Source organism: Halopseudomonas salina (assembly GCF_008641105.1).
Map to the genome: position 1 here is coordinate 47,573 of NZ_VTTI01000004.1, position 21,866 is coordinate 69,438.

A 21,866-nucleotide genomic window follows, 5' to 3' on the forward strand; every position below is an offset into this window, starting at 1 on the left:
GCCTGAGCTCCGGGCGCAGGCGTGGTCTGGCGCGCATTATATAAGCATCAGGCGCCCACATGCATCATGCCTCAAGCCGATTATGACAAAGAGAGTGCGGGTCAGAGTGCCAATTCAATGGCCTTGACGAGCGCGGGGGCATCGGGCGCCACCTGGCTGGCAAAATCACCGACTACCCGCCCGTCCCTGTCGATCAGGTACTTGTGAAAATTCCAACCTGGAGGCTGGCCGGTGGCATCGGTCAACTGACGGTACAACGGGTGGGCATCGGCACCGGTTATCGTCTGGGGATCTGTCATGGCAAAGGTCACGCCATAATTGACGTAGCAGACATCGGCTACCTTTTCGATCTCCGCAGCCTCTTGCCGGAAATCGTTGGAGGGCACACCGAGAATTTCCAGGCCCTGCCCGCGGTAACGTTGATAAAGGGCTTCCAGCCCCTTGAACTGTGGAGTAAAGCCGCAAAAACTGGCTGTATTGACAATCAACAAGGGCTTGCCGGCGAAGCGTTCGCACAGGTCGACGGTATCCTTGGAGCGCAATGCCGGCATTTCATGCTGCAGAATGGCGGCGCAATCAGCCAGGACCGACTGACTGGCAAAGACACAGATCAATAGCACCGAGGTAGAGGCAAAGCGGCGCATGGGGAATGCTCCATGATGCGTGGGTAGAGAGCGGAGTATAGGAACCTGGCGGCAGCGGACCAAGAAGACTCATGTAAGCCGTTGTGTCACCTGGCGTAAGGCTGAACTCTGGATTCGTTGCCGCACAGCGATACCGCCCTGACTGGCTTTCCAGAACGCAGACCGAGACTTTCCGCGCTATCACGGGAAACCACTAGAGTCCCCGCAGCCATGCGCGCCGGGGCGCTGATCATGCGGCAATCGTAGCGACTGCGATTGTGAATGAGAAAGGGCTCGGCATCATCCCCCGGCGTGCCGATAGCCAGCACCAGCACCCGGCTCTCACTGACCGATCGGACCTGGGCAAGCGGCGCCTCCAGTGTTGCGCCGCCATCAAATATATCGATGTAACCCTGGTAGCTGAGACCCTCTTCCTGAACAATCGCCAACCCGGCCTCGGAGTCGGGATGTACCTTTCCAATCGCCTCTCGAGCCGCTTCGCTCAGAAAACAGGCATACAGGGGAAACTTGGGCATCATTTCGGCAATGAACGCCTTGTTGCCCATACCGGTGAGATAGTCCGCGCGCGCGAAATCCATGCGAAAAAAGTGCTGGCCAAGACTATCCCAGAAGGGGGAGCGGCCGTCGCGGTCGGAACGCCCACGCATTTCCACAATGACGCGGGGAGAGAAAGAGCCAATGAACTCGGCCATGAACAGGAAGCGTGCTTTTGAAATCAGCCTCGCTATATCGCTTTGGCGATACTGCTCCGGCAAATACAGTGAGCACAATGCAGTCGCACCGGTCAGATCGTTGACCAGAAAAAGGGTCGGTTGCTGACGATACACATCCAACTCGCGACTGGCTGCCACCGTCAGCCCCATCCGGTAGCTGTACCACGGCTCGCGCATACCCGCCGAGCCCAGCATCCCACTGGTGCCTACTACCTGACCGATTTCATTTTCCAGCACAAAAAGGTAATCGCTGTCGGCTCGCTCTACCCGCCCAAGGAAACTCTGCTCCACATTCTGCAGGCGGCGCAACAGACGCTCTTCGCTCGCAGGTAGCGTTGTCAGTCCGGCCCCCGCGTTGACAGCGAGCTCCAGAAGACTACCAATATCAGTGACCCGGGCTGCACGTACGAGCATGTCAGACCTCCCTCGCCAGTCGCAATGTATCCCCGGTTACCACACCCAGCAAATCTGCCATACGCTGATCGAGCACTACCGGCTGGCCTGGCAGGACAGCCAGCGGCATCACGCAGGCTCGGAAATCGCTGATCCGCTCATTGGCAACCAGCCAGCTTTCACCACTTGTGGCCATCTGCCCCACTTCCACAGGAACCACTAGGCTATTGCGCACCGTATGCAATTCACGGGTCCGCGCATGCACTACCGGTCCACCATCGAATATATCCACGTAATTATCAGTCTCGAAACCTTCCTGCATCAGCAGATCAAACACACGCTCGGCCGACGGATGCACCTGACCTATTACTTCCTGGGCCTCGTCGGAAAGCATAGGGACATAAATCGGATAACCGGGCATCAGCTCGGCCAGACAACTGCGCCCGCGACTACTTCCGATACGCTCGGCCTCACTATAGGTGACCGCGAAAAAATGCCGCCCAACCGCGTCCCAGAAAGGGGCGTTACCCTGCTCATCGCTTACACCGACGATTTCCACCGAAGTCGATTCAGCGAAACGCTGGGGGTGGCTGGCCATGAACAGAAGCCGACCCCGCGCATTCAGGGTCACTGCGTCGGCATGCTGAAAAGCCGACTCCAGATGAAAGCCGGAAAGCAGGCTGTGCCCCGTCAGGTCATGACACAGCGACAGCACATGCATGCGGTTATGCAGCCCGAGCTGCCTGGAAGCGTGCACAAACATTTCGTTGCGAAAGGCATAAAAAGGTTCGCTGAAGCCCGCTGAGGCCACCACGCTACTGCAGCCTGCCAGTGCGCCACTGAGCGTATCCTCGATAACAAAGAAATAGCGCTCCTCCCCACTGAAGCTGATCTCCTCGGTCATGGATGCCTCGGACGCCTCGAGAATCTCCGCAAGTAAAACCTCATCATCCGGCAGCGCAGTGACGCCTGCCGGACTGGATGCGGCCAGACGGCGAATTTCGGGAAGATCCGAGACTCTGCTCAGGCGTTGAACCAGCATGGCGCTCTCCGCGGTTATTCAGCCAGGTGGCCAAGGGCCTTGTGCAGGCGCTGCATGGCTTCAGTGATATCAGCTTCACTGATAACCAGGCTGGGGGCCATGCGCATCACATCAGGGCCGGCTTGCAATACCAGCAGCCCTTCCCGCTGTGCGGCTTCCTGGATCTGCCTGGCCTGACCGCGCCATGCATCGGCCAATACCGCACCCAGCAGCAAACCCTGGCCGCGCACCTGGGAAAAAACGGAAAACTCCCGGTTTACCGTCATGATGCCGTCGACCAGCAGCCGGTGACGAGCATCAACACCGGCCAGAACCTGCTCGGTATTAATAATGTCCAGCACCCGTTCGGCCACCGCGCACCCCAGGGGGTTGCCACCGTAGGTACTGCCATGGGTGCCGACCGCAAAGTGCGCAGCAATGGCGTCGGTGGTCAGCATTGCAGCAATCGGGAAGCCGCCCCCCAGGCTCTTGGCGCTGGTGAGAATGTCCGGCGTCACATCACTGTGCATATAGGCATATAGTTTGCCGGTACGCCCCATGCCGCTCTGCACCTCGTCGAAGATCAGCAACGCGCCATGCCGATCACATAGTTCCCGGACAGCCTGCAGATACCCCGGCGCTGCGGGTATTACCCCGCCTTCACCCTGAATCGGCTCGATAACCACCGCGCAGGTACGTGATGATATCTGCCGCTCCAGTGCAGCAAGGTCGTTGTAGGGCACGTGACTGATGCCCTCCAGTGCCGGACCGAAGCCCTGCGAGTACTTGGGCTGACCGCCAACACTGACGGTAAACAAAGTGCGTCCGTGAAAACTGTTGGTACAGGCAATGATCTCATGCTTGTCGGGGCCGACGGTTTCATGGGCCCAGCGCCGGGCCAGCTTGAAAGCGGCCTCGTTGGCTTCGGCGCCGGAATTGGCGAAAAACACCTTGTCTGCAAAGGTGGCATCGACCAGTTTGCTGGCCAGACGCAGCGCAGGCTCGTTGGTCAGCACATTGGACACATGCCAGAGCTTGCCGGCTTGCTCGGTGAGCGCGTCGATCAGTTGCGGATGGGCGTGGCCCAGTACATTCACAGCGATACCCCCGGCCAGGTCGACATACTCGCGACCCTGCTGGTCCCACAGGCGCGAACCCTCACCGCGCACCGGGATCATATCGATAGGAGCGTAGTTGGGGACCATGACCCGGTCGAAATCCGCCCGGCCTACCTGCATTACATCTGACATCCGACTGCTCTCCTCTGCCCCTCAGGGCCATTATCCTGATCTGCTTTGCTTGTTATACCCTGCACCTGACTACCCTTCAGGCCCTGGATGCCACATCCATTGCCTGCTGCGCACGTCGCTGGTTACGATCCTCACGCGGCGTTATCCCGAAACAATTACGGTACGCGCTGGAAAAGTGTGGCCCCGACGAGAAGCCGCAGGACAGTCCGATCTGGATAATCGATTTACTGGTCTGCAATAATAATTGTCGGGCGCGGTTGAGCCGTAATTCAAGATAGTACTGTGACGGTACGCTATTGAGATACTGCTTGAAAATACGCTCAAGCTGCCTACGTGACACGCACACATGTCGGGCAATTTCATCGGTGGTCAAAGGCTCTTCGATGTTCGACTCCATGAGGATCACCGCCTGGGTCAACTTCGGATGTGTACTGCCAAGGCGATTACGCAAAGGGACTCGCTGACGCTCACTACCATCGCGCAGGCGCTCTACCACCAGCTCCTCAGCTACCATAGCAGCAAGGTCTGGGTCGCGCTCTTCAGCCAGGAGGGCCAGAAACAGGTCTTGGGTAGCCTGGCCCCCACTGCTACTCATCCGCCCGCGGTCCTGGACGAAAAGCTCGCTACCAGCTAGAACCGCCGGAAAACGTTCACGAAAGTCATCGATCATTCGCCAATGCACCGCGCAGCGACAATCATCCAGCAGTCCGCTCATGGCCAGGGGATAAACCCCCCCTTCCAGAGCACCTATCACCTGGCCCGCGCGAATCAGGTTGCGACATTGATTTGCCAGGCCAACGGGCAAGGATGAGGGCAAGGCCACGCCGTCTGCCACGAGCCAGAGACGGTCGTGGGTGGCATGCTCGCAGCTCCAGGGACGGGCTGGCAGTTGCCAGCCCTCGTCACTGATCAGCGGCTGATCGTCCAGCGTGAAGCACTCAACGCTATACAGTTCGGCTTCGGCCATTCTGTTGGCTGAGCGCAATACCGCCAGAGCCGGCATTACGGCAGACGGATGGGTGCCTGGCCACAGCACGAAGGCTACCCTTCGCAGCTCAACTGCCATGCCTTGCCCCACCATCGCCATGCGACCTGCACATGTTCCGATTCAGCCCTGTTATGCAAAGGCGCATTGTGCCACAAGCCCCTGGCCGCTGGTATCGGGCACCGGATCGCAGGCAAAAAAAAGGGACGCAGCGCTGTAACGCTGCATCCCTTCTGACCGGCTACCCTTGCATGGGCAGTCGGAGCCTGGCCTTGGGGCTTACTTGTACACTTCAAACAGGCCGGTAGCGCCCATGCCACCGCCGACGCACATGGTAACGATACCGTAACGCAGGTTACGACGCTGGAGCTCACGAACCAGGTGACCGACCTGACGCGAACCGGTCATGCCGAAGGGGTGACCAATGGAGATTGAACCACCGTTGACGTTGTACTTCTCGTTGTCGATACCCAGATAATCACGCGCATACAGGCACTGTGAGGCAAAGGCTTCATTCAGTTCCCACAGATCAATGTCCTCGACCTTCAGACCGCGGGCTTCGAGCAGCTTGGGTACCGAGTAGACCGGGCCGATACCCATTTCATCAGGCTGACATCCAGCAACGGTGAAACCCCGGAAGTAGGCCTTGGGCTTGAGGCCCAGCTCCAACGCTTTCTCAAGGCTCATGACCAGGGTCATGGAAGCACCGTCAGACAACTGGGAAGCGTTGCCGGCAGTAACCGAACCGTCTTCAGCGAACACCGGCTTCAGGCTGTTCAGACCTTCCAGCGTCGTTTCCGGACGGTTGCACTCGTCACGATCAACCACGCCTTCAACAATGCTGATTTCGCCGGTCGTCTTGTCCTGTACCTGATACTTGACCGGCATCGGCACGATCTCGTCATTGAACAGACCTTCAGCCTGGGCACGCGCAGTACGCTGCTGGCTCTGCAGAGCATAGGCATCCTGGCTTGCGCGGCTGACATTGTAGCGGCGCGCTACTACCTCGGCAGTCTGACCCATGGGGTAATAGATACCGGGCAGCTCTTCTTCAAGGCGCGGATTGTAGAGGTGATCCGTGTTGCGGCTCTTGGCCGTCATGGTGATGGACTCGACACCACCGGCGACTATCGCGTCGGAGCAGCCTGAGGCGATCTGGTTGGCCGCGATGGCGATCGACTGCAGACCGGACGAGCAGAAACGGTTTAGCGTCATACCTGCGGCATTGATACCCAGGCCCGATAATACGGCGACGTTGCGACCGATATTGTAGCCCTGCGCACCTTCGTTGGAACCGGCACCCACAATGCAGTCATCAACCAGCAGAGGATCAATTCCAGTGCGCTCGATCAGGGCATTGACGCAATGGGCGGCCATGTCATCGGGCCGAGTGATGTTGAATTTGCCACGAAACGACTTGGCCAGACCGGTGCGAACGCTGTCTACGATAACCACTTCACGCATATTGATACCTCGATTGAGTTTGTCGGTTCGGAGCAACTGATACAGAACCAGAGTTTGGGCAACAGTTAACGCAGTCCCTTCGGACGAGGACTTTAGCAGGGCCCGGAGACTAAAACCCGCACCGTGGCGCGGGTACTATCATCATTCCGCGTGATACCCGAGCATGCGCAGAACATGTCGGCGCTCAGCCAGCAGAGGGCTCCAGCTTCTTCCCGGCAAGGCGGATCATCTCGTCATAAATGACCTGTGGATTGGCCTGCTTGGCTGCCCAGGCAACACGACCCGCTTCATGGGGAAGGATCATGAATATATCCGCCTCACTTTCCCTGTAGACAACATCAGCGACATCAGCCGCACTGATGGGCGAACTCTCGAGCAACTTGGCTACCTGTTGCTTGGCGGCCTGATCCGGGCCGCGAAAAGAATCCAGCAGATTGGTCTGGAAGAAAGACGGGCACACCACGTTGACCTTGATGCCCATCGGGTGAAGTTCCGCCATCAGACTTTCCGAAAGCGCCACAACTCCGGCCTTGGCCACGTTGTAATTACTCATGCCGGGGGCCTGCATCAACGCGGCCATGGAGCCGATATTGATGATGCGTCCCTGTTTCTGCTTCATCAGCATCGGAACGAACGCCTTGCAACCCTTGACTACCCCCATCAGATTGATACTGATCTGCCACTCCCAGTCCTCGAGGGTAAGATCCCAGAAGAATCCACCAGAAGCCACCCCGGCGTTATTGATCAGCACATCGATGCCGCCCATTCGCTCATCGCAACTCTGGGCCAGGGCAGCCAACTGACTGAAGTCACGAACATCACAGCGCTGCCAGAAACCCTTGCCACCTGCGGCCTCGACCATTTCCAGGGTTTCTCTGAGACCAGCTTCCTGGATGTCTGCCAGCACCAGGCGTGCACCCTCTCGGGCATAACGCAGTGCCAGTTCACGACCCAGACCGCTGCCGGCCCCTGTTACCACTATCCGCTGCCCGCCAGTGTGCATATTTGACTGCATGTTCACTACCTCCGGTCGCACTCCGACTAACAGCGCGGGATGCATTTTGTTGTTTTGTCTCAAACCTAATTACCGGTTCCAGTCTAAACACAAGCTGCGACGCAGATAGCAAAAACCGAGCATTATAAATTCTGCGAATAACCGTTCGCCCTTTACGCTTTGTCGGGTGAATGTGCCGCCGGGGCTTAATCCTTTGCTGGCCTGGAATTCACATAACCACATACCAAGGGGCTGTGATTACGTTCATAGCACTCGACCCCCATGGCTTCGATCTGACCCTCGATCAGCGCTTCGAAAGGGTGCAGGAGGGCCGAATAGTCGCGGTCAGGCTCTATCATTTGCAGAGCATGAACACCCGCCTCGATAGTAGAGAGTGCGTCCGGCACCCTGGTCTTGCGCAGGCGATAGCGGCTGACCAGGCCACCTGGCAGGCAAACGCGTGGCAGATTCTGTAATACGGGGTTGAGCATGAGGATCTTGCGCGCCTTGCGCCAGGTACCATCAATCAGGACAAGGCGCCGGGGACGTTCATCACCTGATTGCGCCGGCACTGGCAATTGAGCCCTTTCGCCCGGAAAAAGCAATTCGGTGAACCAGGCTGGATCCGATATCTGTTGCAGAACGGGCGAATCAGGAGGCAGTTGCTCGGCTACGAGAAGGTCAGCATGCGCCAACCCGGCAACCAGCAAGCGACCGGTATTAAGCGCATGCTTCTGCTCCTGCGGATGCTGGATCACCAGGATGCGAGTGGCACATTGCAGGGTTGGGATCAGCGCGCACAAACAAAAATTTGCAGGCCGCAGACAAACAGCGCAGCGCGCTTTCAAGGGCTTGGTCACAGGAGCTCAATCAAGGCAAATGTGGCTAAATCCTACTCAGTATCTGCGTGCGCCGAAACAGCCGAACAAAAAAAAGCGGATCTCTATAACGGGATCCGCCAAAGGCCTTGCGAGCCATGCACTGGTTTGGGGCCGGCCAGACGCCGGCCCCTGAAATTTCAAGGGGCTTTTTGACCACGCTTCTTCTTGTGGCTGTCTCGCCAGATGAACAGAGCCACACCACCCAGAAATGCGATCATCAAACCTACTGTCCCTACCCCGGCAAGTACCACTTCATCAATAAACATGAGGTCTCTCCTCTGATTGCCCATGCTTGAAGAATACCCCTGCACATTGTCAGGGTTATTGACGCGGATCAATTAAGAGAAGGAATTTTGCAGGTGCTGGAATTCAGGTGCCGGGGTTAAAGCAGCAGTGACCCGTGTCAGGGCTTGCGGGGCTTCTTTTTTTTCTTGGTGGGCCTGGTCAGTTTAGTCGCTGGCTTGCCCGGCAACGGAAAGGCTTTTTCGAACTCGCCACGCATTTTTTCCAGACGCGCTTCATGAACCAGGTGCAGGCGCTCCTTACGTCTGGTGGCAAAATCGATTACAGGTAGAGGTTCAGTTTTCTCTGTCACGGCGCAGGGTCCCAGGCTTTGGCGCTTAGGTTAGCACCCCTTCAGACTTGTATGTCAACCAGCAGGCCCTTGCTTGGCAGGTCGTCAATATCGCGGCGTTCATTCACCGGCTTGCGGCGAGCACGATTGCGACGCCGATCAGGAAAATGTCCCTCGGCTCGCTGACGGCGCTCACCCGAACGCTCCATATGTTCGTGCACCCGCTCCGCCTCAGCGGTGGGCTGGACATTGCGTTTGGTCTTGACGGGATCCTGCTGTGCTCCGAGCACGGGAAGATTGGGTATAAGCATGGCTGCCTCACTGGGCCTGACTGCAGCAGGCCGACGCACTGATGAGCAGCGTTGACGACAATCCGATCGCCCCGATGCCTGATATAAGGTGTCCCGGCTCCGATCAACTGACTTCGGTTCAACATCCAGGCTCTTATCTTATCGACCACGAATTCCTCTTCTTTATCCCCCGATTGTGTGATCCGACCCACATTTTGCAACTTTAATCAGCCGTGGACACGAATTTCACAGGCCAACAGGTCGACTATAAGCGGTTTCTGCGCCGGACATGTTCAGTTAATATACTGGCCTTTTCCGGATGGGCAGGAGAGCGGCATGACGATATATACCCCGGGGCAACGCTGGGTAAGTGACAGCGAATCGGAACTGGGACTCGGCACGCTGCTGTCGCAGGACGAACGTTTACTGGTCATTCTTTTCCCGGCCAGCGGCGAAACCCGCCACTACGCGCTGCGAAATGCGCCACTTACCCGTGTGCGATTCAGCCCCGGCGACAACATCACGCATCACGAAGGTTGGGCCCTGACGGTAACTGCCGTAAGCGAACAGGACGGGCTGCTGGTTTATAGCGGGCTGAAGGAAAACAATGAGCCTGCAGAGTTTGCTGAAACCATGCTGGACAACTTCATCCAGTTTCGACTTGCCAGCGACCGGCTGTTTGCCAGTCAGATAGACCCTCTGCCCTGGTTCAGTCTGCGTTATGAAAGCCTGCGCCATCATTGCCGCATTCAACGCTCTCCCCTGCTTGGTCTGGCCGGTGTGCGCACGCAGCCTATCGAGCATCAGTTGCATATCGCCCGCGATGTGGCCGATCGCATTGCCCCCCGGGTTCTGCTAGCCGACGAAGTAGGTCTGGGCAAGACCATCGAAGCGGGCCTGGTCATTCATCGTCAGTTGCAAACCGGGCGGGTCAAACGGGTACTCATCGTTGTGCCTGAGAACCTGCAGCATCAATGGCTGGTAGAAATGCAGCGCCGGTTCAATCTGCGCTTTGCCCTGTTCAATATCGAACGCTGCCAGGGTGCCGAGGATAATCCGTTCGAAGAAGAGCAGCTTGCGTTGGTAGCGCTCGAGTTTCTTCTGGACAACCCCTTCGCCCGCCAGTGCCTGCAAGCCAGCGACTGGGATATGCTGGTGGTCGATGAAGCACATCACCTGGTCTGGGACGAGGATGAACCCAGCCCCGAATACGAACTGGTCGAACAGCTCGCTGGCAGAATCCCCGGTGTCCTGTTGCTCACAGCCACGCCCGAACAGCTTGGCCAGGCGAGCCACTTTGCCCGACTGCGGTTGCTGGATCCGGACCGTTTCCACGATCTCGAAGCTTTTCGTGAAGAGGCCTCAAGCTACCAACCCGTGGCCGAAGCGGTGCAAACCCTGGTCGATGCCAAGCCCCTGGCAGATAACGAGCGACAGGCCATCAGCCAGTGGCTTGGCGGCAATTCCGACGACCTGCTCGATCAACTGGACAAGCCAGGCAATACGGCAAGCGAAGCGCGCGACAGTCTGATCCGCCAGTTACTCGACCGCCATGGCACAGGCCGGGTGCTCTATCGCAATACCCGCGCCGCGATCAGTGGCTTTCCAGAGCGCCAATTGCACGCCAATGCATTGCCCTGTCCGGACCTTTATCTTGACTTGCAGGGCCGCAGCGCGATCTATCCCGAGACTGACTTCCAGACCGGCATTGAAGCCACTCCCGCTCCCTGGTGGCAGGAGGATCCGCGGGTTGGCTGGCTGATCGACACGCTGAAAACCCTCAAACGTAGCAAGGTACTGGTGATCTGCGCCCATGCCGGCACAGCAATGGACCTCGACGACGCCCTGCGCGTGCGTAGCGGTATTCCTGCGGCCGTATTCCACCAGGGCATGTCCATTATCGAACGTGACCGCGCGGCAGCATTTTTTGCCGACGAAGAGTTTGGCGCCCAGGTACTGATCTGTTCCGAGATTGGCAGTGAAGGGCGCAACTTCCAGTTTGCCCATCATATGGTCATGTTCGACCTGCCCGCTCACCCCGACCTGCTCGAACAGCGCATCGGCCGTCTGGACAGGATCGGCCAACAGCAAACCATCCAGCTACACGTGCCCTATCTCCAGGACACGGCCCAGGAGCGACTGTTTGTCTGGTACCACCAGGCCCTCAACGCCTTCGAGGAAACCTGCCCGACCGGCAACGCACTGCAACACGAGTTCGGAGTACGGCTACAAGACCAGCTCGATAACCCCGATCCGGAAGACTGGACACTACTGCTCGCCGAAGCACGCAGCCGCCGGCTGGAGCTTGAGGAGGAGTTGCACGCCGGACGCGATCGGCTGCTGGAGATCCATTCCCGCGGCCATGGCGATGCCCAGCAGATGATCGAAACCATCGAAACCCAGGACAATGACTTTCAGCTCGCTATATACATGGAGCGGCTGTTTGATGTGTTTGGTATCGATAGCGAAGATCACTCCGATAACGCGCTCATTCTGCGGCCCGGCGAGCGCATGCTGGACGCCGGATTCCCGCTGGGTGATGAAGAAGGTGTGACCATCACCTATGACCGCGAAACAGCTCTTACCCGGGAAGACATGCAGTTCATTACCTGGGAGCACCCCATGCTTCAGGGAGGTATGGATCTGGTACTGGCCGGCAGCATGGGTAACAGCGCGGTAGCCGTATTGAAGAACAAGGCGCTCAAACCCGGCACTCTGCTTCTGGAATGCCTGTTTGTCAGCGAGGCGATTGCACCTCGGGCTTTGCAGCTGCAGCGCTATCTACCGCCTACGCCGGTTCGGTGTTTGCTGGATGTCACCGGTAACGATCTGGCGGCCAAGGTGGCCTTTGATACCCTGGATGGACAACTGGACAGCGTACCTCGACACCTTGCCAGCAAGATCGCAAAAAGTCAGCGTGATGTTATCCAGAGCATGTTGAATAAGGCCGAGAGCGTAGCGGACGTGAAGCACCAGGAACTGGTTGAAGAGGCCAGCCGCCGCTTCACCCTGGACCTGGATGAAGAAATCAATCGACTGCAAGCCTTGCGCGAAGTCAATCCGCTGGTCCGGCCGGACGAAATAGACACGCTGAACGTGCACAAGACAGAGGGCTTGACGCAGCTGCGTCATGCCAAAATCAGGCTGGATGCCATCCGGGTGCTGGTGGTGGGCTGAGCGTCTAGACAGCGCAAAGCAGACCAAGGAAACGCTGCAGCTCTTCGCGCCTGGCTATCGCATCCCGATAGCCCAGCGCGATCAGCTCCTGGCAATATTCGGCCTCGAATAAAAGATAGCTCAGCACACTGCCCCCGGAGGCACGTGTCGCCCCGCTACCGCGCAGAAAGGTGCGCAGTGAAGCGGGTAATGCGCGGCGGTGTCGCGCGGCAATGAGATCCAGAGGCTCGCTAGGCGCAATAATCATTACCTCCACTGGCAAGAGACCCTTGCCATGCTGACGCGCGTCCTCCGGCATGAAACTCGCCAGGCGGTTCATGCGCTCAAGCAGCTCCAGATCACTCTCCAGATTGTCGACAAAGGTGCTGTTAAGCAGATGGCCGCCCATTTGTGCGAGGGTAGGCGGCAATACGCTCCCCACTTTTCTGGCGCGCCGACCGGTGTCGACTGATTCGGCAAGATTGTCCGACAGACCAATGACCAGCACCCTGTCAGCACCCAGATGCAGGGCTGGGCTGATCGGAGCCCTCTGACGCACAGCACCGTCACCAAACCACTCACGGCCGAGCTTGACGGGCATGAACAGCAGGGGAATCGCCGCCGACGCCATCATGTGATCGATACCCAACTGGGTCTGGATGCCGACCCGGCGGTGGCGACTCCAGGGCTTGATACGTTCATGGCCCTGGTAAAAACAGACCGACTCTGCGGACTGGTAACCGAAGGCGCTCACCGAAACCGCCCGCAAATGCCCCTGGTTCAATGCACCTTCGATGCGGCCGAAATGCAGGTGCTTCTCCAGCAAGTGCCTCAGCGGCCGATTATCCAGCAGCGACGTGGGTGTGCGGCGCCCTATGCCCAGGAGGTTGGCGCCAGTCCAGCGCACTGCCTGGGCGATTACACCGGGCCAGTCAGAGCGATAAACCTGGTTGCAGCGAAAATTTGCCCACACGGCGTTCAGTCTGTGAATTCCATTGGCGAAGTCACCGGCATTGGACGCTAACGCCAACGCGTTGATCGCACCGGCGGAGGTACCACAGATAACAGGGAAGGGATTAACCGCGGGCTCAGGCAGCAACTCCGCTATCGCCTTGAGCACACCCACCTGATAGGCCGCCCTGGCACCGCCACCGGCGAGCACCAGAGCCGTTGTGCCCGGCACACAGTCGTCAGGGTGCACCTCATCGCTCATGCCCGGCTCCGGCGCTTGCGCTTGCGCCGCTTGGCATAGGGACGCTCTTCACCTTCCGGACGCGTCTTGAAACGCCTGTGAACCCACATATATTGCTCCGGCTGTTCCAAGATCGCCTGCTCAGCCCACTGGTTTATGCGCAGGGCATCGGCTACCTCATCACCGCTGGGGAAATTCTCCAGAGGTGCATGGACGGTCAACTGATAGCCCTGACCATCAGGTAGACGCGTCTGGGTAAAAGGAACTACCAGGGCCTTGCCGAGACGGGCAAAGGAACTTGTCGCCGTCACGGTCGCCGCCGGCACGCCGAAGAAGGGCACGAATACACTCGCCTTGCGCCCGTAGTCCTGATCAGGTGCATACCAGATCGCCCTGCCACTGCGCAGCGACTTGAACATGGCTCGCACGTCTTCTCGCTCGATCGCCCGGGCATCAGCATTGTGGCGCTCACGACCCCGCCGCTGCACCAGATCGAACACCGGATTACGGTGCTCACGATACATTCCATCGATGGTTACCCGTTGGCCGAGCAGCGCTGCACCCAGCTCCAGGGTAGTGAAATGCAGGGACGTGAGCACAACGCCCTGACCTGCAGCGGCGGCCTGCTGCAGGTGCTCGAGCCCATCAACCCGGGCCAGACGCGCAAGCCGATCACGTGGCCACCACCAGGCCATGGCCATTTCAAACAGGGCGATACCATTGGAATCGAAATTGTCGCGAACCACCCGGCTGCGGCGCTCATCAGACCAGTCGGGGAAGCATAGCCGCAAATTGGTCTCGGCTACCTGCCGACGTTCGCGCATGAACACAAACATGCCTGCACCCACCAGGTGGCCGAGCCCCAACAGAACTCGATAAGGCAAACGCACCATCAGCCAGAGCAGACCCAAGCCGAGCCAGATCGGCCAATAACGCGGATGCAACAGCGCGGGACGAAAAACCGGAGCACTCATAAGTAACGCCATCATTATTAAAAGTGCATTCTACCCAAGCAGCGCGCAGCTTGCGATCAGCGCGGCCAATCTATATAAGTGTGCCCACTAACCGTGCTCTGTGGATCTGAAATGACTGTTGATACCAATCTCGACCTGCTGGATAACGACCCCGTGTTCAATCTCAAGGGCGGCATGCTGACCGTTACGGTGATCGAAGTAGTCCGTCTGGACACCGGCCGTTTTGCCCGGCAACTGGGCGACAAAGCGGCACAAGCGCCCAATCTGTTTCGCGACACGCCCGTGGTGCTGAGCCTGGAAAAGCTTGACGCTCATATGAACGTAAGCACCTTGGCAGGCCTGCTGCAGATATGTCGCAACCACGGGCTGTTACCGGTGGCACTACGCGGCAGTGACAACTTCCGGCCGCTGGCCCAACAGAGCGGACTGGTTCTGATGCCCCCCGGTCGTGGGCGGGACCGCACGGTGGATATGCCGGTAAGCGACGAAGCTCCAGCGCCAGCAGAAAATCCGGCTAAAGAAGATACCCCAGAGCCCGCAGCCGCTCCAGGCCAGAACAGAATCGTCACCCAACCGATACGCTCGGGCCAGCAGGTCTATGCGCCAGGCGGAGACCTGATTGTGATGGCACCGGTCAGCGCTGGCTCCGAGCTCCTCGCCGATGGCAACATTCACGTCTACGGACCTTTGCGCGGACGTGCCCTGGCTGGCGTGCGCGGCGACACCCAAGCGCGGATTTTCTGTCAGTCACTGGAGGCCGAACTGGTGTCCATCGCTGGCCATTACAAGGTCGCTGAAGATCTGCGCAAGGAATCTCTGTGGAAGAACGCGGTCCATGTATGTCTGGATGGTGACAGCTTGAAGATAGCAGCCCTATGACTGATACTGTGCAACCATCAGCGGGCGCCCGCAAACCGTAGCCTTGAGCCATCACAAGGTGTCTTCCGGGCATCTCGCAAAACGCCGTCGCGGCGCATCCAAATCACTCAATTTATCGGACAGGAAGGTCACTTTGGCTAAGATTATTGTCGTCACCTCAGGCAAGGGCGGAGTTGGCAAGACTACAACCAGCGCAGCCATAGGTACCGGGCTCGCCTTGCGCGGATTCAAGACTGTTATCGTCGACTTCGACGTCGGCCTGCGCAATCTCGACCTGATCATGGGTTGCGAACGCCGGGTGGTCTATGACTTCGTCAACCTGATCAATGGCGACTCCAATCTCAACCAGACCCTGATCAAGGACAAGCGCTGCGATAAGCTGTTCATTCTTCCCGCATCGCAGACCCGTGACAAGGACGCCCTGACCGAAGACGGTGTTGAGCGAGTGCTCAACGAGCTGAAGGAGACCTTCGATTATATCGTTTGCGATTCCCCTGCCGGTATCGAGAAAGGCGCGCATCTGGCCATGTATTTCGCCGACGAGGCCGTGGTAGTGACTAACCCGGAGGTTTCTTCCGTTCGCGACTCAGATCGTATGCTGGGTCTTTTGGCCAGCAAATCGCGGCACGCCGAGAAAGGTGAAAAGATCCGCGAGCATCTGTTGCTTACCCGTTACAACCCCGCCCGCGTTGCCAACGGTGAGATGCTTTCGGTAACCGACGTAGAAGATATTCTCTCGATCCCGTTGCTGGGCGTTATTCCGGAGTCGCAGGCGGTATTGAAAGCCTCCAACCAGGGCGTGCCGGTCATCATGGATGAAACCAGCGATGCTGGTCAGGCGTATAGTGATGCAGTCTCCCGCCTGCTTGGTGAAGACGTCCCGCATCGCTTCCTGGAAGCTGAAAAGAAGGGCCTTCTGCAGCGCCTGTTCGGGGGTCGGTAATGAGTATTTTTGATTATTTCCGCGATCGCAAGAAGCCGACCACCACCGCTTCGATGGCCAAGGAACGTCTGCAGATCATTGTCGCCCACGAGCGGGGACAACGGACCCAGCCCGACTACCTGCCGCAACTGCAGCAGGAAATCATCGACGTGATCAGCAAATACGTGAAAATTGACCGTGAACAGGTCCACGTGGCCCTTGAAAATCAGGATGACTGTTCGATCCTGGAACTGAACATCACCCTGCCCGAACGGCCCTGATCCCTGCAGGACGCCTGGGCCAGGCGTCCTGCTAAATGCCTGGTAGATCCATGCCCCTTAGTGAAATCTCGATCCTCCATGAGGATCCGTCCTTTCTTGTTGTGTGCAAGCCTTCGATGCTCCTGTCCGTGCCCGGTCGCGCAGAGGACAACAAGGACTGTCTGATTACCCGGCTGCAGGACAACGGCTACCCCGAAGCACGTATCGTGCATCGGCTCGACTGGGAAACCTCGGGCTTGCTGGTATTGGGCCGCAACGCCGATAGCCACCGGGAGCTGTCACGCCAGTTCCACGACCGCGAGACCGAGAAGATGTATATCGCGTTGTGTTGGGGCCAGCCAGACACGGAAACAGGTCAGATCGAGCTGCCACTGCGCTATGACCCTGCCACCAAGCCCAGACACGTTGTTGACCACGAGCAGGGCAAGCACGCGCAAACCTTCTGGCGGGTTATCGAGCGTCTTCCCGAGTATTCTCGCGTGGAATTGACCCCAATAACCGGTCGCTCACATCAGCTGCGGGTGCATATGCTATCGATTGGCCATCCATTGCTTGGCGATCAGCTCTACGCCCAAGGGGAAGCCCTGGACGCCTGCCCTCGCCTGGCCCTGCATGCAGCCCGCCTGGGAATAAGCCACCCGGAGACGGGTGAACGCATGATTTTCGATAGTCCGGCACCGTTCTGACAGTTTGCTGCCAAGGAGCTAAAGCATGACCCACAGTCCCACCAACCAGCGGCTCGCTGACTTTATCCAGGCTTCACCCACGCCCTTTCACGCCACCCAGCACATGGTAGAAAGCCTGCTTGCGGCGGGCTTCGAGCACCTCGACGAACGAGCGGACTGGCAACTCAAACCAGACGGACGCTACCTGGTGACGCGCAATGGTTCTTCCCTGATCGCGTTCACCCTGGGCAAGCCGGAAACCGGCATCCGATTGGTGGGCGCCCATACAGACAGTCCCTGTCTGCGCGTCAAACCACAACCAGAACTCAATCAGCAGGGTCTGTGGCAACTTGGCGTAGAGGTCTACGGTGGCGTTCTGCTGGCTCCCTGGTTCGATCGCGATCTGTCCCTGGCTGGCCGGGTGACGTTCCGTAACCGAGACGGTGATTTGCAGAGTCGACTGATTGATTTTCGCCGCCCCATTGCAACCATTCCCAGCCTGGCGATCCATCTCAATCGGGGTGTGAATGACAACCTGGCGATCAATGCACAGACTGACCTGCCACCGGTCCTGGCCCACAGTCAGGAACCGACGCAGGATCTGCGAGAGCTGTTGCGCAGTCAGCTGGAAAAGGAGCATCCAGATTGCGGTCTGGAGCAGGTGCTGGACTACGAACTGAGTTTCTATGACACCCAACCACCCAGCACACTGGGGCTGGACGGCGATTTCTTCAGTTCAGCGCGTCTGGATAACCTCCTCAGTTGTCATGCCGGGCTGGCTGCGCTGATAAACAGTGGGGCAGGCCAACCCTGCATGCTGGTCTGTACCGACCACGAAGAGGTCGGTTCAAGCTCAACCTGCGGCGCAGATGGTCCATTTCTCGAGGACGTGCTCAAGCGCGTCATCCCTGATAACAGTGCGCGTATCCGCACGATCCAACGCTCCGTGTTGATTTCGGCGGACAACGCCCATGCAGTCCACCCCAATTTTGCCGACCGGCATGATGGCAACCATGGCCCTCGTCTGAATGCGGGCCCGGTGATCAAGATCAACAGCAACCAGCGCTATGCCACAAACAGCGAGACCTCATCATTTTTTCGGGAGCTTTGCGTTCAGGCTGACGTGCCAGTGCAAAGTTTCGTGGTACGCAGTGACATGGGCTGCGGCAGTACCATCGGGCCGATCACGGCCAGCAGGCTTGGCGTGCGCACCGTGGATATCGGTGTTCCGACCTTTGCCATGCATTCGATCCGCGAAATGGCTGGCAGTCGAGATACAGAGTACCTGATCCGCGTGTTGACGCAGTTCTACAACACCGAGCGGCTTGTATGAACGCAACGAGGAGGCCCGCCTTTAGCCGGCGGGCCCAAGAAGAGCTGCCCTACTCTCTTACAAGAATGACCTTACCCACGATCTTGTCAGCCGCAAGCTCGGCGAAAGCCTCTTCCGCCTGATTCTGATTGAAGGTTTTCGCTACTATAGGCTTGAGTTTGCCCTGGGCAAAGAGCGGCCAAAGACGCTCCTCCATCCGCGCGAGCAAACCAGCTTTGTAGTCAGCGTCACGTGTGCGCAATGTCGAGCCCACCAGAGTGATCCGCTTCATCAGCATTTTCGCCAGATCAAGCTTGGCATCGCGCCCACCCATCAGGCCAATCAGCACCCAGCGGGCGTCCACGCCCAGCAGGTCCAGGTGGTCTCCTGCATAGGTCGCCCCCACGGGATCGAGGGCAACCTGAAAGGGTCCTTCCGACTGCAAAGAAGCGATACCGTTCTGACGCAACGCACCCCCGGTAGCGCCTAACTCCTTGCAGGCCTGAAGTTTTTCTTCACTGCCCAAAGTTACCCAGCAGGGGTTGCCGAGCGCCTTGCACAACTGAACCGCCGCGGTACCCACGCCACTGGCACCGGCATGGATAAGAACCTTCTCGCCTGGCTGGGCCGCACCCAGCTCGAACACGTTAAGCCAGGCCGTGCTGAACACTTCGGGGATCGCTGCTGCTTCAGCCCAATTGAGCCCCGCAGGCACCGGTAGCAAATGACGTCCATCAACCACCACCTCATCCGCCATCCCGCCACCGGCCAGAAGTGCACAGACACGGTCGCCAACCTGCCAACGACTCGGACCACTGATCTCGACTACTTCCCCGGCACATTCCAACCCCAAAACGGGCGTCACACCGGGCGGCGGCGGATACATCCCGGCTTTTTGTAACAAATCCGCACGGTTCAGCCCGGATGCCTTTACGGCGACCCTAACCTGCCCTGTCATAAGCTCTACTGCGGGCTGTTCGCGCCATTGCAGCGAACCTCCCTCGGCTTGCAATCCTCTCACGGTGCCTCCATAGTGAAATATCAGCTAATCAAAGATGGGAACCAAGATTCACCCATCGAGCCTAAACTTGCAATCGAACTATTTTCTCCCCCGGACGCGACCACTCTAAATGAAACGACCACATTTTCTGCGCACCACTTGTTTCGTTGTGCTGTTTGCCATGGGCTTTGGCGCTCTGGCAGCCGAACAGCGTGAACCCCTCGACCTCGAAAGTCTGCAGCCTACCCGCGAACAGATGCTCGCCAGCCTCCAGACTGTGGAGCTGCTCAGACTCAGCCATTACAACAAACTGCGGCTGAACGATGAGCTTTCCAGCGAGATATTCGATAACTACGTAAAAGCGCTCGATCCCCAGCGCAGTCTGTTCACCGCTGCCGACATCGCGATTTTCGAGCGCTACCGATACAAGCTGGATAATCTCCTGCCTGCCGGCGATTTGAGCGTTGGATTTGCCATGTACAAACGCCAGATGGATCGCCTCGATCAGCGCCTGGCATACGCACAGGAGCTGCTCGACAAGGGCGTGGAAACCCTTGACTTCGCCTCTGATCAAACCATTCTGATTGACCGCGAGGATGCCTCCTGGTCAGCCGACGAAGACGAATTGGTGCAACTCTGGCGCAAGCAGATAAAGGATGAAGTGCTGCGCATGAAGCTCGCCGGTCGCGACATGGAAATCATCGAGGAAATGCTCGGAAAACGCTACAAGGGTCAGCGTCTGCGCCTTTCGCAGACTCAGAGCGAAGATATTTTCCAGGGTTATATCAATGCCTTTACCCAAGTGTACGACCCGCATACCCAGTACATGTCACCCGAGGTAGCTGAAAACTTCGATATCAACATGAGTCTTTCGCTGCAGGGCATCGGCGCGGTACTGCAAAGCGACGAAGAGTACACCAAGATCACCCGCCTGGTCCCCGCAGGTCCGGCTGCCAAAAGCCAGCAACTTGCCCCTGCCGACCGAATTATCGGTGTAGCGCAGGGCAACGACGAGATGGTCGATGTGGTTGGTTGGCGCCTCGGTGAAGTGGTAAAGCTGATCCGGGGCCCCAAGGGCTCGGATGTACGCCTGGAAGTGATTCCTGCCAGCAACCCACCGACTGACCTGTCAACCCGCACAGTCGCACTGGTGCGGGAGGAGATCAAGCTTGAGGACCAGGCTGCGAAGTCCACAGTCCTTGAATTTGGCGACGGTGAGGATACCCAACGTATCGGTGTCATCCAGGTACCTAACTTCTATATCGACTTCAAGGCTTATAGACGCGGTGACGATGACTACACCAGTACCACGCGGGATGTACGTCGCCTGCTGAGTGAGCTGCAGAAACAGGACGTCGACGGCGTTGTGCTCGATTTGCGCAACAACGGCGGTGGTTCGCTGCAGGAAGCTACCGAGCTGACAGGTCTGTTCATTGACAAGGGTCCGACTGTGCTTGTGCGCGATACCCAGGGTGATGTGCAGGTGCTGGACGACCCGGAGACAGGTGTAGCCTATACAGGACCCATGGCCGTACTGGTCAACCGTCTTTCTGCCTCAGCCTCGGAGATCTTTGCAGGCGCCATGCAGGACTACGGGCGAGCCCTGGTGATTGGCGAACCCACCTTTGGCAAGGGCACTGTCCAGTCTATCCAGCCACTGAATCATGGTGAACTGAAGCTGACGCTGGCCAAGTTCTACAGGGTATCGGGCCAGAGCACCCAGCATCGTGGCGTTGTGCCTGACATCCACTATCCCTCTCTGCTGGAAACCACTGACATAGGCGAGAGCAATCTGCCCGGTGCGCTACCCTGGGATACCATTCCGCCAGCCAGATACGAAGCAGACGGCCACCTGACTCCCTTTATCAAGCAGTTGGCGACACGCCACGAATTGCGTGCTGCAATCGATCCGGAGTTTTCCTACACTTTGGCCAGACTGGATCTGAACCGTACCCTGGAGGAGCGCAAATTTCTGCCTCTCAACGAGGCCAAGCGCAGGGAGCAGCAGGATGCCTTTGATGAAAGCCTGCTACTTCTCGAAAACAAACGACGCGAGGCACGGGGTGAAAAACCTCTGACCGAGCTCGAAAATGATGATCCTCTCGCTGACATTGCTCCGGCGATGGCCGGGGCCGATGAAGAAGATATGAAGGATGATGCCTTTCTGACAGAAACCGGCCAGATCCTGATAGACCTCCTCGAACTGCAGCACCAACTGGCGCACGCCGGCTAGGTTGCCCCTATTCCGGTGCTTTGACAAATAACGTCTCAGCACC

General features: G+C 58.1%; 21 protein-coding genes. 7 read left to right on the forward strand and 14 right to left on the reverse strand.

Annotated features, from left to right (window positions below; translation table 11 throughout):
• Positions 1 to 101: 101 nt before the first annotated feature.
• From FZF01_RS07605 to FZF01_RS07650, 11 genes are all read right to left on the reverse strand, one after another.
• On the reverse strand, positions 102 to 644 hold the full coding sequence (locus tag FZF01_RS07605; RefSeq protein WP_150277559.1) for a glutathione peroxidase: 543 nt from the start codon (positions 642 to 644) through the stop codon (positions 102 to 104).
• Between the two features lie 86 nt (positions 645 to 730).
• Positions 731 to 1,771, reverse strand: coding sequence for an arginine N-succinyltransferase (gene astA, locus FZF01_RS07610; protein WP_150277560.1), 1,041 nt, complete (start codon positions 1,769 to 1,771; stop codon positions 731 to 733).
• Position 1,772: 1 nt separating this feature from the next.
• Entirely contained in the window at positions 1,773 to 2,792 is a 1,020-nt protein-coding gene (locus tag FZF01_RS07615; protein ID WP_150277561.1) for an arginine N-succinyltransferase, read from the reverse strand.
• Between the two features lie 14 nt (positions 2,793 to 2,806).
• Positions 2,807 to 4,021: an aspartate aminotransferase family protein gene (locus FZF01_RS07620; protein ID WP_150277562.1), complete on the reverse strand. Its 1,215-nt coding sequence runs from the start codon at positions 4,019 to 4,021 to the stop codon at positions 2,807 to 2,809.
• Positions 4,022 to 4,097: 76 nt separating this feature from the next.
• Positions 4,098 to 5,087 carry a GlxA family transcriptional regulator gene (locus FZF01_RS07625; protein WP_150277563.1) on the reverse strand — a complete coding sequence of 330 codons (990 nt, stop codon included), beginning with the start codon at positions 5,085 to 5,087 and terminating at the stop codon, positions 4,098 to 4,100.
• A gap of 198 nt (positions 5,088 to 5,285) precedes the next feature.
• Entirely contained in the window at positions 5,286 to 6,470 is a 1,185-nt protein-coding gene (locus tag FZF01_RS07630; protein ID WP_150277564.1) for a thiolase family protein, read from the reverse strand.
• Positions 6,471 to 6,654: 184 nt separating this feature from the next.
• The gene (locus FZF01_RS07635) at positions 6,655 to 7,485 is read right to left on the reverse strand and encodes an SDR family oxidoreductase (RefSeq protein ID WP_373286410.1); all 831 of its coding nucleotides are present in this window, start codon (positions 7,483 to 7,485) and stop codon (positions 6,655 to 6,657) included.
• A 185-nt stretch (positions 7,486 to 7,670) separates the two neighbouring features.
• The gene (locus FZF01_RS07640; protein WP_373286417.1) at positions 7,671 to 8,312 is read right to left on the reverse strand and encodes a tRNA-uridine aminocarboxypropyltransferase; all 642 of its coding nucleotides are present in this window, start codon (positions 8,310 to 8,312) and stop codon (positions 7,671 to 7,673) included.
• A gap of 170 nt (positions 8,313 to 8,482) precedes the next feature.
• On the reverse strand, positions 8,483 to 8,611 hold the full coding sequence (gene ccoM / locus FZF01_RS19675; protein WP_263363763.1) for a cytochrome c oxidase subunit CcoM: 129 nt from the start codon (positions 8,609 to 8,611) through the stop codon (positions 8,483 to 8,485).
• A gap of 137 nt (positions 8,612 to 8,748) precedes the next feature.
• On the reverse strand, positions 8,749 to 8,940 hold the full coding sequence (locus tag FZF01_RS07645; protein ID WP_150277566.1) for a hypothetical protein: 192 nt from the start codon (positions 8,938 to 8,940) through the stop codon (positions 8,749 to 8,751).
• A gap of 41 nt (positions 8,941 to 8,981) precedes the next feature.
• The gene (locus FZF01_RS07650) at positions 8,982 to 9,230 is read right to left on the reverse strand and encodes a hypothetical protein (protein ID WP_150277567.1); all 249 of its coding nucleotides are present in this window, start codon (positions 9,228 to 9,230) and stop codon (positions 8,982 to 8,984) included.
• A 315-nt stretch (positions 9,231 to 9,545) separates the two neighbouring features.
• Here FZF01_RS07650 and rapA point away from each other — a divergent pair, with 315 nt between their 5' ends.
• Positions 9,546 to 12,386 carry an RNA polymerase-associated protein RapA gene (gene rapA / locus FZF01_RS07655; RefSeq protein WP_150277568.1) on the forward strand — a complete coding sequence of 947 codons (2,841 nt, stop codon included), beginning with the start codon at positions 9,546 to 9,548 and terminating at the stop codon, positions 12,384 to 12,386.
• 4 nt (positions 12,387 to 12,390) lie between these two features.
• On the opposite strand, the gene FZF01_RS07660 is transcribed toward rapA, so the two are convergent.
• Both FZF01_RS07660 and FZF01_RS07665 read right to left on the reverse strand, forming a co-directional pair.
• A complete protein-coding gene (locus FZF01_RS07660; RefSeq protein WP_150277569.1) occupies positions 12,391 to 13,578 on the reverse strand; it encodes a patatin-like phospholipase family protein in 1,188 nt (395 codons plus the stop codon).
• A complete protein-coding gene (locus tag FZF01_RS07665; RefSeq protein ID WP_150277570.1) occupies positions 13,575 to 14,531 on the reverse strand; it encodes a lipid A biosynthesis lauroyl acyltransferase in 957 nt (318 codons plus the stop codon). Before FZF01_RS07665 ends, FZF01_RS07660 begins: the two co-directional genes overlap by 4 nt.
• A 111-nt stretch (positions 14,532 to 14,642) precedes the next feature.
• Between FZF01_RS07665 and minC the strand changes: the two genes are divergently transcribed.
• The 5 genes from minC (at position 14,643) to FZF01_RS07690 (ending at position 18,611) form a co-directional block, all read left to right on the forward strand.
• Entirely contained in the window at positions 14,643 to 15,410 is a 768-nt protein-coding gene (gene minC / locus FZF01_RS07670; protein WP_150277571.1) for a septum site-determining protein MinC, read from the forward strand.
• A gap of 133 nt (positions 15,411 to 15,543) precedes the next feature.
• Positions 15,544 to 16,353, forward strand: a complete 810-nt coding sequence (gene minD, locus FZF01_RS07675; RefSeq protein ID WP_150277572.1) for a septum site-determining protein MinD — start codon at positions 15,544 to 15,546, stop codon at positions 16,351 to 16,353.
• Positions 16,353 to 16,613 carry a cell division topological specificity factor MinE gene (gene minE / locus FZF01_RS07680; RefSeq protein ID WP_150277573.1) on the forward strand — a complete coding sequence of 87 codons (261 nt, stop codon included), beginning with the start codon at positions 16,353 to 16,355 and terminating at the stop codon, positions 16,611 to 16,613. The genes minD and minE overlap by 1 nt, the downstream gene beginning before the upstream one ends.
• A gap of 50 nt (positions 16,614 to 16,663) precedes the next feature.
• Entirely contained in the window at positions 16,664 to 17,299 is a 636-nt protein-coding gene (locus FZF01_RS07685; RefSeq protein WP_150277574.1) for an RluA family pseudouridine synthase, read from the forward strand.
• A 25-nt stretch (positions 17,300 to 17,324) separates the two neighbouring features.
• Positions 17,325 to 18,611, forward strand: coding sequence for a M18 family aminopeptidase (locus FZF01_RS07690; RefSeq protein ID WP_150277575.1), 1,287 nt, complete (start codon positions 17,325 to 17,327; stop codon positions 18,609 to 18,611).
• Between the two features lie 49 nt (positions 18,612 to 18,660).
• Here FZF01_RS07690 and FZF01_RS07695 read toward each other — a convergent pair whose 3' ends face one another.
• A complete protein-coding gene (locus FZF01_RS07695) occupies positions 18,661 to 19,611 on the reverse strand; it encodes an NAD(P)H-quinone oxidoreductase (protein ID WP_150277576.1) in 951 nt (316 codons plus the stop codon).
• Between the two features lie 160 nt (positions 19,612 to 19,771).
• Here FZF01_RS07695 and FZF01_RS07700 point away from each other — a divergent pair, with 160 nt between their 5' ends.
• Entirely contained in the window at positions 19,772 to 21,823 is a 2,052-nt protein-coding gene (locus FZF01_RS07700; protein WP_223825457.1) for a carboxy terminal-processing peptidase, read from the forward strand.
• Positions 21,824 to 21,866 lie beyond the last annotated feature (43 nt).

What these genes read in the sequence shown, in the direction of transcription:
- FZF01_RS07605 (WP_150277559.1), bottom strand. Translation starts at nt 644, where the DNA reads ATGCGCCGCTTTGCCTCTACCTCGGTGCTATTGATCTGTGTCTTTGCC.
- astA (WP_150277560.1), bottom strand. Translation starts at nt 1,771, where the DNA reads ATGCTCGTACGTGCAGCCCGGGTCACTGATATTGGTAGTCTTCTGGAG.
- FZF01_RS07615 (WP_150277561.1), bottom strand. Translation starts at nt 2,792, where the DNA reads ATGCTGGTTCAACGCCTGAGCAGAGTCTCGGATCTTCCCGAAATTCGC.
- FZF01_RS07620 (WP_150277562.1), bottom strand. Translation starts at nt 4,021, where the DNA reads ATGTCAGATGTAATGCAGGTAGGCCGGGCGGATTTCGACCGGGTCATG.
- FZF01_RS07625 (WP_150277563.1), bottom strand. Translation starts at nt 5,087, where the DNA reads ATGGCAGTTGAGCTGCGAAGGGTAGCCTTCGTGCTGTGGCCAGGCACC.
- FZF01_RS07630 (WP_150277564.1), bottom strand. Translation starts at nt 6,470, where the DNA reads ATGCGTGAAGTGGTTATCGTAGACAGCGTTCGCACCGGTCTGGCCAAG.
- FZF01_RS07635 (WP_373286410.1), bottom strand. Translation starts at nt 7,485, where the DNA reads ATGCAGTCAAATATGCACACTGGCGGGCAGCGGATAGTGGTAACAGGG.
- ccoM (WP_263363763.1), bottom strand. Translation starts at nt 8,611, where the DNA reads ATGTTTATTGATGAAGTGGTACTTGCCGGGGTAGGGACAGTAGGTTTG.
- FZF01_RS07650 (WP_150277567.1), bottom strand. Translation starts at nt 9,230, where the DNA reads ATGCTTATACCCAATCTTCCCGTGCTCGGAGCACAGCAGGATCCCGTC.
- rapA (WP_150277568.1), top strand. Translation starts at nt 9,546, where the DNA reads ATGACGATATATACCCCGGGGCAACGCTGGGTAAGTGACAGCGAATCG.
- FZF01_RS07660 (WP_150277569.1), bottom strand. Translation starts at nt 13,578, where the DNA reads ATGAGCGATGAGGTGCACCCTGACGACTGTGTGCCGGGCACAACGGCT.
- FZF01_RS07665 (WP_150277570.1), bottom strand. Translation starts at nt 14,531, where the DNA reads ATGAGTGCTCCGGTTTTTCGTCCCGCGCTGTTGCATCCGCGTTATTGG.
- minC (WP_150277571.1), top strand. Translation starts at nt 14,643, where the DNA reads ATGACTGTTGATACCAATCTCGACCTGCTGGATAACGACCCCGTGTTC.
- minE (WP_150277573.1), top strand. Translation starts at nt 16,353, where the DNA reads ATGAGTATTTTTGATTATTTCCGCGATCGCAAGAAGCCGACCACCACC.
- FZF01_RS07685 (WP_150277574.1), top strand. Translation starts at nt 16,664, where the DNA reads ATGCCCCTTAGTGAAATCTCGATCCTCCATGAGGATCCGTCCTTTCTT.
- FZF01_RS07690 (WP_150277575.1), top strand. Translation starts at nt 17,325, where the DNA reads ATGACCCACAGTCCCACCAACCAGCGGCTCGCTGACTTTATCCAGGCT.
- FZF01_RS07700 (WP_223825457.1), top strand. Translation starts at nt 19,772, where the DNA reads ATGGGCTTTGGCGCTCTGGCAGCCGAACAGCGTGAACCCCTCGACCTC.